Raw genomic sequence first — 12309 nt, 5'->3', positions numbered from 1 at the left:
TCTGGGTAACAGTTTAAAGTTGATGCTAGTTTAGCAGCAATTTTTTAAATTTTTCTAGTTGTTCAATGCTTTTTAGACCTGGTTTTACTTCAAACCTACTGTTTACGTCAATGGCATAGCATTGTTTTGAGGCTGGACTCTCCAAAAAAGCCAATAAACTGTCCATTTCTTCTAGTCCAATACCCCCACTTAAAAAGTAAGGTTTTGTGGACGGATATTCTTTTAGAATATTCCAATCAAATGTATATCCGTTGCCTCCTGGCAGTTTTCCTTTGGTATCGAACATAAAATAATCACAGGATGCTTCATACGCTTCAAGAACTGAAAAATCAAAATCATCTTTGATGGAAAAAACTTTGATGATATCAAATTGGATTCTTTCAAAGTTGTCTTCTCCAATTTCATTTTCTAGGATGACGTCTCTTAAAGCTTGGCAATATTTAGCACTTTCAGTACCATGTAATTGAACACTATCAAGCTTATGACTCATAATTTTATAGATAATTTTGGTAACTGATTCGTCTACAAAAACCCCGACTTTTTTAATGGATTTTGGCAAATCGGGCATGTCACCATCAAAATAGCGGGTGGAAGGTTCCCAAAAAATAAAGCCCAAATAATCTGGTTGCAATTGAGCAACATCTTTTGGATTATGGTGCATTCCACAGACTTTTAGTTTCATGATTCCAATTCTTTAATAAATTCGGATGCATACTTTCCAGGATTCTCTGTTTTCATGAAGTTCTCTCCAATCAGAAAACCTTGGTATCCATATTGTTTTAAATCTTTTATCGCCTCAATTGAGCTGATACCACTTTCCGAAACTTTTACAAACTCATCTGGAATAAGCTTTGATAGATTTTTACTGGTCTCTAGACTTACTTCGAAAGTCTTCAAGTTTCTGTTGTTTACCCCCAACATATCTAAACTGGGCATAATGGATTTATGGAGCTCTTCTATATTATGAACTTCCAAAAGTACATCGAGCCCTAAGCTTTTAGCCGCTTCTGATAAGGTTTTAATTTCATTTTTTGATAGAATGGCCGCAATCAACAGGATTACATCTGCACCATGTGCCCTTGCTTCCAAAATTTGGTATTCATCAATAATAAATTCTTTTCGCAATAATGGAATCTTTGTAACCGATCTAGCCAGCAATAAATCATCCAAAGAGCCCCCAAAATACTTGCTATCGGTTAAAACAGACATTCCGCAAACTCCGGCTTGCTCATAACCTGTTGCCACATCTTGAACATTCAACTTTTGGTTGATTAAGGATTTTGAAGGGGAACGTCGTTTGTGTTCTGCTATAATTCCAGAGTTGCTATTTCTTAATGCGGCAGCTAAAGAGGCAGTGTTTCTATTGTAAAGCACCGATTGTTCCAATTGCGAAATAGGAATCAATGATTTTCTTAAATCGACCTCATTGCGTTTGTCCGCTACTATTTTATCAAGGATGTTCATTGGGCACTTAACTCTTGTAATTTTTTTAATGCTCCTAATCCTCTTTTGCTTAAGAGCGATTCTTTTGCTTTTTCAAAACCTTGTTTTGGTGTTGTACCTTCAACCGTGGAAATGGCAATTCCGGCATTGGCACAGACCACATTGTTTTGTGCTTGGGTACCTCTGCCGTTCAGAATATCCAAAAATATTTGGGCTGATTGTGCTACATCTTCTCCTCCTGTTATCTCTTTTTGTAAAATGCTTTTCACTCCAAAATCTGCAGGAGTGAGCATTCCTTCTGAATCTTTGGAAATGGTTTTTGTGGCTCCAGTCAAAGAAATTTCATCATAGCCATCCAACGCATGCAGAACAGTGAAGTTTTTATCGGTGTTTTGATAGAGGTATCCATACATTCTGGCCAATTCCAAATTGAAAACCCCCACCATTTGGTTTTTGGGGAATGCAGGATTCACCATTGGCCCCAACATATTAAAAAAAGTTTTAACGGCAAGTTCCCTACGAATTGGGGCTACATGTTTCATGGCTGGATGGAATAGTGGGGCATGCAAAACACATATTCCTGCTTTATCAATAGATTTTTTAAGAAAGTCCGCTTCATTACTAAACTTAATGCCTAGAAACTCCATGACATTGCTACTACCACATTTAGAGGAAACCCCGTAATTTCCGTGTTTGGTTACTTTTATTCCTGTCCCGGCCGTAACAAATGATGCTAATGTAGATATGTTGAAGGTATCCTTTCCGTCTCCTCCGGTACCGCAGAGGTCAATAGCGTTATAGTCGGATAGGTCTACTGCCATACAAAGCTCCAAAAGAGCATCTCTAAAGCCTTCAAGCTCTTCTATAGTGATGCTGCGCATCATATAAACTGTAAGAAATGCTGCTATTTGTGATGTATTGTAATCACCCTTGGCAATGTTCACCAAGATTTGCTTGGCATCAGCTTTGGAGAGTATTTCGTGATTGATGAGTCTATTGAGTGTCTCTTTCATTTTCTAACCAATTTTTTAGCATTTGTTTTCCTTCTGGTGTCAAAACAGATTCCGGATGAAACTGAACTGCAGTTACATCATACGTTTTGTGTTTTAGGGACATTATCTGTCCATTTTCATCAACTGAGGTAGCTTCTAAACTTTCTGGCAAGTCTGGATGCACAACCCAAGAATGGTAGCGTCCTACTTCTATTGTATTGGGCATACCCTCAAAAATGACATCTTTTTTGGTAATCGTTATGGAGGTTGCAACCCCATGATATACCTGATCAAGGTTGACCAGTGTTCCGCCAAAAACCTCTCCGATGGCCTGTTGCCCTAAGCAAACTCCAAGAATACGCTTTTTGGGAGCATAGGTTTTGATGATTTCTTTGAGAAAACCCGCCTCATCTGGTATTCCAGGGCCAGGAGACAGGACAATTTCATCAAAAGCATCAACCTCTTCCAAAGTCAATTGGTCATTACGTTTTACGGTAACGTCGCAATCCAAGTCTTCTAAATAGTGCACCAGGTTATAGGTGAAACTATCGTAATTGTCTATCATTAAAATCTTTCTTCCCATGTTTAGATTGTTTCCGCTATTTCCAATGCTTTGGTTAAAGCACCTAATTTATTATAGGTTTCTTGTAATTCCATTTCTGGGTCAGATGCAGCTACAAGACCAGCACCTGCTTGGTAATGCAATTCATGATTTTTACTTAAAAAAGTTCTGATCATAATGGCATGGTTAAAGTTTCCCTTAAAATCCATGAAGCCAATGGCACCACCATAATATGCGCGCCCAGTTTTCTCATACTTTTCAATCAGCTGCATGGCCATATGTTTTGGTGCACCGCTCAAAGTACCAGCTGGGAAGGTGTCCGCAACAACTTTCATGGTTGAGATATCCTTTTTCTTTTGCCCTGTTACTTTAGATACCAAGTGGATAACATGAGAGAAATACTGCACTTCTCTATAGGTTTCCACATTCACGGTGTTTCCATTTCTGCTGAGGTCGTTTCGTGCTAAATCCACCAACATTACATGTTCACTATTTTCCTTATCATCTTGGGCTAGTTTTTTTGCCAATTCAGCATCTTGCTCATCATTTCCTGTTCTTTTGTAAGTGCCGGCAATAGGGTGGATTTCAGCTTTTCCTTCTTTTACAATGAGTTGCGCTTCTGGTGAGCTACCGAAAATTTTAAAGTCACCATAATCAAAATAGAAGAGATAGGGTGATGGATTTATGGACCGCAATGCCCTGTATACATTAAACTCATCTCCTTTAAAGGCTTGGGAAAATCTACGTGACAACACCAACTGGAATACGTCACCTCGCTGACAATGTTTTTTGGCCAATTTCACATGCTCCCTATATTCCTCATCTTCTAAGTTGGATTTTGGTTCTCCCTCTTTTGAAAAATTATAAGACGCAAAGTTTCTTACATTGAACAATTGAGCTATTTCATCAACATTGCTTTCGCTCCCAAAACAATGGGCAAAGAGGTATGCCTCATTTTTAAAATGGTTAATGGCAATGATATTCTGATAGACCGCATAATAAATATCCGGTATTTGAATAGAGTTTTCCTTGGACGAAATCTCCACATCTTCAAAATAGCGAACTGCATCGTAAGACATATAACCGAAAAGGCCATTGTTTATAAATTTGAAGCCATTGTTGGAAACAGAAAACTTTTTACCAAAATCATGTATCACTTCGGTAACATCGGTTGTAGATGAAATTGGAAGCTCTTCTTTTGTGCCATCTGGAAAGATTTGAGTAATAATTTCGTTCTGAACCTTTATGGAAGCAATTGGATTACAACAGATATAGGAGAAACTATTATCGTTGGCGTGGTAATCGCTACTTTCCAAGAGGATACTGTTTGGGAATTTATCCCTAATTTTTAGGTAAACACTCACTGGAGTAATGGTGTCCGCTAGTATTTTTTTATAATGTGTTTGTAATGTATAGGTCATTTCAAAATAGTGATAAATTAAAAAAGGCTTGTCGTGATGACAAGCCTCTATATGATTACAATGGGGGACTGGTTCACGACATTCGACGTAAATTAATCCACCACCAAGTATTAACTGTTCTTAAATTCATTGTATCAAAGATAGAAAGGAAATTGAAACTGGCAAATTTTGGTCTTTAAAAATAAAAACCCCGCTTAAGATAGCCTTAAGCGGGATTTCCAAACACTAAACTAGCATTGATTATAGTTGTAGATCAACTACCAAATCAAATTCATCATAAATTGTTTTGTCCCCTAAGTTGTCAAAGAAACTGCCAGAACCATATTTTACGTTGTAAGCCGCTCTATCCACTTTTAAGGTAGCGGTGGCTTTGCTTCCGTAAATAGATACGTCAAATGCAACGGGTTTTGTAATTCCTTTAATGGTTAAATCTCCAGTTACCTTATAGGAGTTTTTTCCAGAGGCTTCAACTTTTGTAAACACCAAACTAGATGTTGGATTTGTTGCGGTCGCAAAAAAGTCATCTGAATTTAGATGTCCTTCAAGCTTCCCTTTATACTCGCCTTCCAGGTCGGTATTTGTTATAGAAGTCATGTCTACCACAAATTCCCCGCCTGTAAGTTTGTCTCCATCAAATTCTAAATTACCTGATTTTAGTGCTATGGTACCCGTATGTGAGCCCGTTACTTTGTAGGCTTTCCATGTTACGGTACTTTCATCAACTTTTACAGCTTTCTTTTCGCCGTCAATTGGATTGGCAAGAGCAGTTAACCCAAATACTGCTGTCAACGCTAAACTTAAAATTGTCTTTTTCATGATTGTGTGCTTTAATTCTTGTTTTAATTAAGGTTTAATATTTATATAATGGTAAATAATTCTTCTTTTGACTTTCTAACTTTTGCATAATGCTGGGTTTCATCTTCATCTGAGCGATAACCCACTGCCAGTACTACGGAAGCATTAAGGTTTTTTTCCGAAAGGCCTAGAATTTCATTGTAAGCTTCAGACTCAAAACCTTCCATGGGACAGGTGTCAATTTTTAATTCTGAGGCAGCCTGCATCATATTGCTAAAGGCAATGTAGGCTTGTCTTGCTGTCCAAACACCCTTTGTGTCTTCGGGTAAATCCAGTAATTTAGATTTCATAAAATCACTGTAGCCTTTTAACCCCTCTGATGGTATGTTTCTGGTTGTGCTAACATTATTTAAATAATCATCCATAAGCTCTTCCCCAAAATCCGTGATGTTGGCAAAAACGATTATGTGGGAAGCATCTGTTAGCTGTGATTGCCCCCAGGAAACCGGCTTCAATTGTTCTTTTATCTCTTGACTTTCAATTACAAAAACGTGATAGGGCTGCAAACCATATGAAGAAGCGCTGAGTCGGGTGGCCTCTAGCAATATTTCCAAATCACTATCTGATACTTTTTTTGTGCTGTCAAATTTTTTAGTGGCGTAACGCCATGTTCTGTTTTCTAAAACGTTGTTCATTTTTAAAATTTATCTAATAATATATTTAACTCTGTAAGTTCTTTTGCAGTAAAATTCTTGAGAATTTCTTTTTCTGCACCTTCCATGGTCTTGTCTATTTTTTCTAAAATAGTTTTCCCTTTATCGGTAATCAAAATCTCTACTTTACGTCTGTTGGATTCGCATACCCACCTTTTCACGTAGCCTTTTGCAATAAGTTTGTCCACTAAGCGTGTTGTATTGCTCATTTTTGTGACCATCCTTTCATTTATAGTGGATAGGTTCGCGGGCTTGTTATTTTGCCCACGTAGAATTCTCAATACGTTAAATTGTTGTTCGGAAACTTCATATGGTTTAAGAGCTAATGCAAATTGCTCACTTATTTTATTGCTTACCAAGGCAAAATGAATCATGGTCCTTGTTTTTAAAGGGAGCTCCTTTTCTGTCTTTATGATTTCCTCAACATTCATGTTTATACAATAATTGTATATACAAATGTATAATGGTTATTCTTGATTTTGACATCTTTAACAGATAAAATTTTGTTAAAAAAAAATTGTGGAATATCACTTTATTTACTTTTAATACCATAAAATGCAGAGAATGAAACATTTGTTGCTTTTGGGTCCCATAGTCTTGGTAATGATATTTAGTTGTAACAACAAAGCCAAGAGCGAAGAAAAAGTGAAAGACTCTCAGCCTGAATATGCTGAAATTCAATCTAAAGTGAATGATGAGGTTAAATTTCCCATATATAATTTTCAAAGCTTTGAGCCATTGTTATACAAGGACGATGACAAAACCTATGTGGTAAATTTTTGGGCCACATGGTGCAAGCCATGCATTGTGGAACTTCCTTATTTTGAAAGGTTAAATGCTGAACAGAAAGATAACAATGTTGAGGTGATTTTAGTAAGTCTTGATATGCCTTCCATGTGGAAATCCAAACTGGAACCTTTTGTTGAGAAGAAAGAGATTAAGTCTACTGTTGTTATTCTGGATGATCCCAAACAAAATGATTGGATTCCAAAAGTTGCGGAAGAATGGGGTGGGGGAATACCCGCTACTTTAATCTACAATAAAGATAAGCGTAGTTTTTATGAACAAGGGTTTACCTATGAAGAACTAAATGAAGAGTTGAACAAATTCATAAACTAAAGTATAATGAAAACACTTAAAGCTTTTGTCCTGTTGGCAGTACTAATCACGCTGGCTGGGTTTTCTTCAAAATCAATTGTTATTGATAATGGTTACAATATAGGAGATACTGCTACGGATTTCTCATTAAAAAACGTGGATGGTGAAACGATTTCGCTCTCAGATTACAAAAGTGCAAAAGGGTTTTTAGTGATTTTCACCTGCAATACTTGTCCATACTCAGTTGCATATGAAGATAGAATAAATGCTTTGGATGCCAAATACAAGCCATTAGGTGTCCCGGTCATCGCCATAAACCCCAATAATCCAGAAAAAAAACCTGGAGATAGTTTTGCAGCTATGAAAACCAGGGCCACAGAAAAAGGATTTACCTTTCCCTATTTATTGGATGAAGGGCAAAAAATATACCCAGAATACGGAGCAAAAAGAACACCGCATGTTTTCTTGCTAGAGAAAACTTTAAAAGGTAACGTAGTAAAATATATCGGCGCAATAGATGACAACTCCGGAGATGCGTCCAACGTTGAAGAAAAATTTGTGGAAAATGCTGTGGATGCAATGTTGGCCGGAAAGGAGATAAAGGTTACCACTACACGGGCCATTGGATGCAGTATAAAAGTTTAATAAGAAGAATAAGTAGATTTAAATCCGGGGTTATGCTCCGGATTTTTATTTTTGCAGAACTTAAACTTTTAAAAATGTCAGATTTATCACAAGAAGAATGGGCGGATCAGTTAAGCAATGATGATAACGCCTTTGTATTGGATGTAAGAACAACCGAAGAAGTAGAGGAAGGCCATATACCAAATTCCGCCAATATAGATATTTATTTGGGTCAAGATTTTCTGAATGAAATTGAAAAGCTGGACAAGTCAAAAAACTATTATGTATACTGCAGATCTGGCAACAGAAGTGCGCAGGCATGCGCGATCATGAACAGTGTTGGAATAGAAAACACCTATAACCTAGAAGGTGGATTCATGAATTGGGAGGGTGAAGTAGCCGAATAGTTCTCGTTAATCCCAAATCATGCGAGAAGACCTACTTCATTTTATTTGGAGGCATAATAAACTCCGAGGAAAACAACTTGTTACCTCTGCCCTGGAGCAAATAGAAATAAAGAATTCTGGAAGCTTGAACCAGTTTTCAGGCCCGGATTTTTTCAATGCTATAGTGGAGATCAATGGCCAAACATGGGCAGGTAATGTAGAGATGCACCTTAAATCATCAGATTGGTATGCGCACCACCATGAAAAGGATCCCAAGTATGACAATGTGATACTTCATGTTGTTTGGGAAGACGATATGCATGTTTTTAGAAAGGATGGCACAATTATTCCAACGTTAAGATTAAATGACCATGTCTCTTTCCAACTTTTGGAAAAGTACCAGAGTTTGATGGAACATTCAAACTCTTCCTTTATTAATTGCGAAAAGGATTTTGGGGCGATTGATGATTTTTTGTTTCAAAATTGGATGGATAGACTGTACATTGATCGTTTAGAACAGAAATCCAGTTTGATTTTTGATCTTTTAAAAAAATCAAAGAATGATTGGGAGAAAGTTCTTTTTGTAATGCTGATGAAGAACTTTGGTTCCAAAGTGAATGGCGAGTTCTTTTTAGAGAGAGCCAAAAGCCTAAATTTTTCCATTATCCGTAAATCCAGAAATAGTTTGGAGGAATTAGAAAGCCTGCTTTTTGGTTATTTTGGATTATTGGAGGATAAGGACTGCCCAGACAATTATTTTTTAACATTAAAAAAGGAATACGAGTATCTTTCCAAAAAGTTTGAATTATCCACCACTACTGAAAAACCTGAATTCTTTGGATTAAGACCATCTAACTTTCCCACAATTCGCTTATCTCAATTTGCCAATTTGTACGCAAAACACCAAAACCTGTTTTCAAAACTAATGCAAACAGATGGTATTGAAGATGTATACACCATTTTTGAAACTGCCGCCAGCCATTATTGGGATGATCATTTCACTTTTGGTAAAGTTTCCAAAAAAAGAAAAAAGAAGCTTTCCAAGCGTTTTGTAGATTTGCTTGTGATCAACACGATTGTTCCTATGAAATTTTGCTATTCCAAACATTTGGGGAAGGATATGAATGATGACTTAATGATGTTGATTTCACAAGTGAAAAAAGAGGAGAATTCAGTAATTTCTGGTTTTGAAAATCTTGGGTCCAAAACCAGAAATGCGTTGCAGAGCCAAGCAAAAATTCAACTTTATAATAACTATTGTTCAAAAAATAAATGTTTACAGTGTAGTTTAGGAGCACATTTATTGAACAGAAATACATAATTTTAGGTATGAGTTTGTTTTACAATACACTCTATTACTTCCAAAAAAGAGGCTTTGAGGTCTGTAGGCGCATTGCGGAGCGTTTAGGCATTAGAGCCAGAGTGGTTAGAACTACCTTTATATATTTAACCTTTGCAACTTTGGGCTTTGGTTTTGCCCTTTACCTTTTTATGGCATTTTGGTTACGAATAAAAGATTTGATTTACACTAAAAGAACCTCAGTATTTGACCTCTAATTATGATAAGATTATTGCGTTCTAAAATAGTTTGGGCATTTTCTTTAATGTTGTTTGTGTTGCTGTTTGGTGTAATAGGATATAAGATTATATCTGGTTTTACATGGGTCGAGGCAATTTACATGACCATCATTACGGTGACCACAGTTGGTTTTTCTGAAGTTAGGCCACTAGACCCAAATGCAAAGATTTTTACTGTATTTTTAATCGTTACCAGTGTTTTTATTTTTGGTTTTGCTTTATCCGTTATTACGGAATACCTATTAGGAAGAAATTCGCTTCAGATATTAAAAAAGAAAAAAGTGAAAAAGAGAATAGATAATTTGACCAACCATGTTGTTGTTTGCGGATATGGAAGAAACGGCATGCAAGCGGCAGAAAGATTAAAAGAGTACAAGAAACCTTTTGTTGTAATTGAAAGAGATAAGGAGATAGTGGAACACCATGAGGACGATGTTCTTTTTATAGAAGGAGATGCCAATGAAGATGAGGTCCTGTATGCCGCGGGAATTGAAAGGGCACAATACCTTATCACCGCATTGCCAGATGACGCGGCAAACCTGTTCATTGTGCTTTCTGCACGTCAGCTAAACAAGAATCTTTTTATTATAAGCAGGGCATCACAAATTACCTCGCAGGCAAAATTGCAATTGGCAGGCGCGAATAAAGTGATAATGCCAGATAAAATTGGAGGGGACCATATGGCCTCGCTAGTAGTAATGCCAGATTTGATAACCTTTATGGACAAGCTCTCTATGGAGGGAGAACATACCACAAATTTGGAGGAAGTGGAGATTGAGGATTTTACGGATCAAATTGATTGTAATTCACTTAGAGATTTGGATCTAAGAAAGAAAACCGGATGTACAATAATAGGTTACATAGAACCAGGTGGCAATTACATTATCAACCCAGAGGCAGATTTGGTACTTCAACCAAAAGGCAAAGTCATTGTTTTAGGGAGGCCGGAACAAATTAGAAAGCTTAATGAAATGTTTCAGATAGGATAGTTTTATAACTTTTATATTTGATTCCGTTGAATTTTTTTAGGATATTGTCGCCTTTACATCAAATTAACATAACCAAATAATACATTATGAAGTATAGACTTCTTACAGTTTTTTCGCTTTTGATTCCCTTTTTAAGTATAGCTCAAGAGAAAGGTTTAGATGAAAAAGTGAACGATGCATTCATGCCTTTTGCTACTTGGTGGGAAGGTTTTGTTTTGACAACAATACCAATCGGGGGTTACAATATGCCAATTGTACTTATCCTTCTTATTGCAGGGGCCACCTTTTTTACGATTGCATTTAAGTTTCCAAACATTACAAAATTTTCACTTGCCATTAACACGGTCAGAGGAAAATATGATGAGTTGGATCATCATAGCGTTGAAAAAACGGAACTGAATACTGTAGATGGAGATTTACCGCACACTATAAAAGATGAAAGCAAAGAAGGAGAAGTAAGTCATTTTCAAGCACTGGCGACAGCAGTTTCAGGAACAGTTGGCTTAGGGAACATTGCAGGGGTTGCGGTAGCAATAGCTCTTGGTGGACCCGGAGCAACGTTTTGGATGATCGTTTGTGGTTTAATAGGAATGTCAACAAAATTTGTGGAATGTACCCTGGGAGTAAAGTATAGAGATGTTGGACCGGATGGAACGGTATATGGCGGGCCAATGTATTATTTGTCAAAAGGACTTAAAGAAAGAGGTTTTAAAGGTTTGGGAAAAGTACTTGCAGTAATTTTTGCAATTCTTTGTGTTGGAGCTTCCTTCGGAGGTGGAAATGCATTTCAATCAAATCAAGCCGCAGTTCAATTAACCACAATGCTTAATCTTGAAGGTGGTGCAATAGGTGTCATCATTGGAGTAATTTTAGCTATTCTAGTTGGAATCGTAATAATTGGCGGTATCAAGAAAATTGCCAGTGTAACGGAGAAAATTGTACCGTTTATGGCAGGGGTTTATGTGCTTGCTTCGTTGGTCATCATTTTTGCCAATATCAAATACATAGGAGATGCTTTTGGGATGATTTTTGCCGGAGCATTTACTCCAGAAGCCGGTTTAGGTGGTATTGTAGGTGTTATCATCGTTGGTTTTCAGAGAGCGGCCTTTTCTAATGAAGCAGGTGCTGGTTCAGCGGCAATTGCCCACTCAGCGGTTAAAACAAAATACCCTGCTAGTGAAGGTGTGGTTGCATTATTGGAACCATTTATAGATACCGTGGTAATATGCACCATGACAGCTTTGGTAATCATCTTCTTTAATATGGACGCCGGAGCTTTTGATTATGGAAATGCAGTTGGTAGTACAGTTCTGCTTAGTGAATCTGGAGCATATGTTGGTGGAGTGGATTTGACCTCTATGGCATACGATTCCGTAATACCAGGATTTAGGTATGTCTTGACCATTGCTATTATTCTTTTTGCATTTTCTACAATGATATCTTGGTCATACTATGGATTGCAGTCTTGGAAATTTCTTTTTGGAAGAGGCAGAACAGCGGATATCGTTTATAAGGTATTGTTTTTATTATTCGTCGTTGTCGGAGCTGCGGCCACGCTTGATGCTGTAATCAAATTTTCAGATGCAATGATTTTGGCTCTAGTTTTCCCAAATATGATAGGACTTCTATTTCTGTTTCCAAAAGTTCGAGAAGAAATGGACAAATATCTTACGGATATCAAGAACTTTGTTAAGAATAAATAATATCG

General features: G+C 37.1%; 15 protein-coding genes. 7 read left to right on the top strand and 8 right to left on the bottom strand.

The genetic code is table 11. The features are described from left to right. Positions 1-25: 25 nt before the first annotated feature. The 8 genes from DKG77_RS15765 to DKG77_RS15725 form a co-directional block, all read right to left on the bottom strand. Entirely contained in the window at positions 26-682 is a 657-nt protein-coding gene (locus tag DKG77_RS15765; protein ID WP_109665135.1) for a phosphoribosylanthranilate isomerase, read from the bottom strand. Further along, the gene (trpC, locus tag DKG77_RS15760; protein WP_109665133.1) at positions 679-1464 is read right to left on the bottom strand and encodes an indole-3-glycerol phosphate synthase TrpC; all 786 of its coding nucleotides are present in this window, start codon (positions 1462-1464) and stop codon (positions 679-681) included. Before trpC ends, DKG77_RS15765 begins: the two co-directional genes overlap by 4 nt. Next, a complete protein-coding gene (gene trpD, locus DKG77_RS15755; RefSeq protein ID WP_109665130.1) occupies positions 1461-2456 on the bottom strand; it encodes an anthranilate phosphoribosyltransferase in 996 nt (331 codons plus the stop codon). The genes trpC and trpD overlap by 4 nt, the downstream gene beginning before the upstream one ends. Beyond that, positions 2437-3018 (bottom strand): anthranilate synthase component II, encoded by a 582-nt coding sequence (locus DKG77_RS15750; protein ID WP_109665128.1) that lies wholly within the window; start codon positions 3016-3018, stop codon positions 2437-2439. The genes trpD and DKG77_RS15750 overlap by 20 nt, the downstream gene beginning before the upstream one ends. Before the next feature lie 2 nt (positions 3019-3020). Then, positions 3021-4418: an anthranilate synthase component I family protein gene (locus DKG77_RS15745; RefSeq protein ID WP_109665125.1), complete on the bottom strand. Its 1398-nt coding sequence runs from the start codon at positions 4416-4418 to the stop codon at positions 3021-3023. 240 nt (positions 4419-4658) lie between these two features. Then, positions 4659-5234, bottom strand: a complete 576-nt coding sequence (locus tag DKG77_RS15735; RefSeq protein WP_109665120.1) for a YceI family protein — start codon at positions 5232-5234, stop codon at positions 4659-4661. A 41-nt stretch (positions 5235-5275) separates the two neighbouring features. After that, positions 5276-5908: an NAD(P)H-dependent oxidoreductase gene (locus tag DKG77_RS15730; RefSeq protein ID WP_109665117.1), complete on the bottom strand. Its 633-nt coding sequence runs from the start codon at positions 5906-5908 to the stop codon at positions 5276-5278. A 2-nt stretch (positions 5909-5910) separates the two neighbouring features. Further along, the gene (locus DKG77_RS15725) at positions 5911-6357 is read right to left on the bottom strand and encodes a MarR family winged helix-turn-helix transcriptional regulator (protein WP_109665115.1); all 447 of its coding nucleotides are present in this window, start codon (positions 6355-6357) and stop codon (positions 5911-5913) included. A gap of 133 nt (positions 6358-6490) precedes the next feature. Here DKG77_RS15725 and DKG77_RS15720 point away from each other — a divergent pair, with 133 nt between their 5' ends. From DKG77_RS15720 to DKG77_RS15690, 7 genes are all read left to right on the top strand, one after another. After that, positions 6491-7045 (top strand): TlpA disulfide reductase family protein, encoded by a 555-nt coding sequence (locus tag DKG77_RS15720; RefSeq protein WP_109665111.1) that lies wholly within the window; start codon positions 6491-6493, stop codon positions 7043-7045. 6 nt (positions 7046-7051) lie between these two features. Beyond that, positions 7052-7669: a thioredoxin family protein gene (locus tag DKG77_RS15715; protein ID WP_109665108.1), complete on the top strand. Its 618-nt coding sequence runs from the start codon at positions 7052-7054 to the stop codon at positions 7667-7669. Between the two features lie 74 nt (positions 7670-7743). Beyond that, complete coding sequence (locus DKG77_RS15710) at positions 7744-8055, top strand: rhodanese-like domain-containing protein (protein ID WP_109665440.1); 312 nt, start codon at positions 7744-7746, stop codon at positions 8053-8055. Between the two features lie 19 nt (positions 8056-8074). Next, a complete protein-coding gene (locus DKG77_RS15705; protein ID WP_109665105.1) occupies positions 8075-9355 on the top strand; it encodes a DUF2851 family protein in 1281 nt (426 codons plus the stop codon). An 8-nt stretch (positions 9356-9363) separates the two neighbouring features. Further along, positions 9364-9591 (top strand): PspC domain-containing protein, encoded by a 228-nt coding sequence (locus DKG77_RS15700; RefSeq protein ID WP_109665102.1) that lies wholly within the window; start codon positions 9364-9366, stop codon positions 9589-9591. Positions 9592-9593: 2 nt separating this feature from the next. Next, the gene (locus DKG77_RS15695; protein WP_109665099.1) at positions 9594-10601 is read left to right on the top strand and encodes a potassium channel family protein; all 1008 of its coding nucleotides are present in this window, start codon (positions 9594-9596) and stop codon (positions 10599-10601) included. 86 nt (positions 10602-10687) lie between these two features. After that, entirely contained in the window at positions 10688-12304 is a 1617-nt protein-coding gene (locus DKG77_RS15690) for an alanine/glycine:cation symporter family protein (RefSeq protein WP_109665096.1), read from the top strand. Positions 12305-12309: the final 5 nt, after the last annotated feature.

It is taken from the genome of Flagellimonas aquimarina, from assembly GCF_003149745.1.
GTDB lineage: Bacteria > Bacteroidota > Bacteroidia > Flavobacteriales > Flavobacteriaceae > Flagellimonas > Flagellimonas aquimarina.
This window is presented reverse-complemented; position numbering and strand designations above follow the sequence as displayed.

Coding starts and splice junctions, on each gene's coding strand:
- DKG77_RS15765 (WP_109665135.1), bottom strand. CDS start 682: ATGAAACTAAAAGTCTGTGGAATGCACCATAATCCAAAAGATGTTGCT.
- trpC (WP_109665133.1), bottom strand. CDS start 1,464: ATGAACATCCTTGATAAAATAGTAGCGGACAAACGCAATGAGGTCGAT.
- trpD (WP_109665130.1), bottom strand. CDS start 2,456: ATGAAAGAGACACTCAATAGACTCATCAATCACGAAATACTCTCCAAA.
- DKG77_RS15750 (WP_109665128.1), bottom strand. CDS start 3,018: ATGGGAAGAAAGATTTTAATGATAGACAATTACGATAGTTTCACCTAT.
- DKG77_RS15745 (WP_109665125.1), bottom strand. CDS start 4,418: ATGACCTATACATTACAAACACATTATAAAAAAATACTAGCGGACACC.
- DKG77_RS15735 (WP_109665120.1), bottom strand. CDS start 5,234: ATGAAAAAGACAATTTTAAGTTTAGCGTTGACAGCAGTATTTGGGTTA.
- DKG77_RS15730 (WP_109665117.1), bottom strand. CDS start 5,908: ATGAACAACGTTTTAGAAAACAGAACATGGCGTTACGCCACTAAAAAA.
- DKG77_RS15725 (WP_109665115.1), bottom strand. CDS start 6,357: ATGAATGTTGAGGAAATCATAAAGACAGAAAAGGAGCTCCCTTTAAAA.
- DKG77_RS15720 (WP_109665111.1), top strand. CDS start 6,491: ATGAAACATTTGTTGCTTTTGGGTCCCATAGTCTTGGTAATGATATTT.
- DKG77_RS15715 (WP_109665108.1), top strand. CDS start 7,052: ATGAAAACACTTAAAGCTTTTGTCCTGTTGGCAGTACTAATCACGCTG.
- DKG77_RS15710 (WP_109665440.1), top strand. CDS start 7,744: ATGTCAGATTTATCACAAGAAGAATGGGCGGATCAGTTAAGCAATGAT.
- DKG77_RS15705 (WP_109665105.1), top strand. CDS start 8,075: ATGCGAGAAGACCTACTTCATTTTATTTGGAGGCATAATAAACTCCGA.
- DKG77_RS15700 (WP_109665102.1), top strand. CDS start 9,364: ATGAGTTTGTTTTACAATACACTCTATTACTTCCAAAAAAGAGGCTTT.
- DKG77_RS15695 (WP_109665099.1), top strand. CDS start 9,594: ATGATAAGATTATTGCGTTCTAAAATAGTTTGGGCATTTTCTTTAATG.
- DKG77_RS15690 (WP_109665096.1), top strand. CDS start 10,688: ATGAAGTATAGACTTCTTACAGTTTTTTCGCTTTTGATTCCCTTTTTA.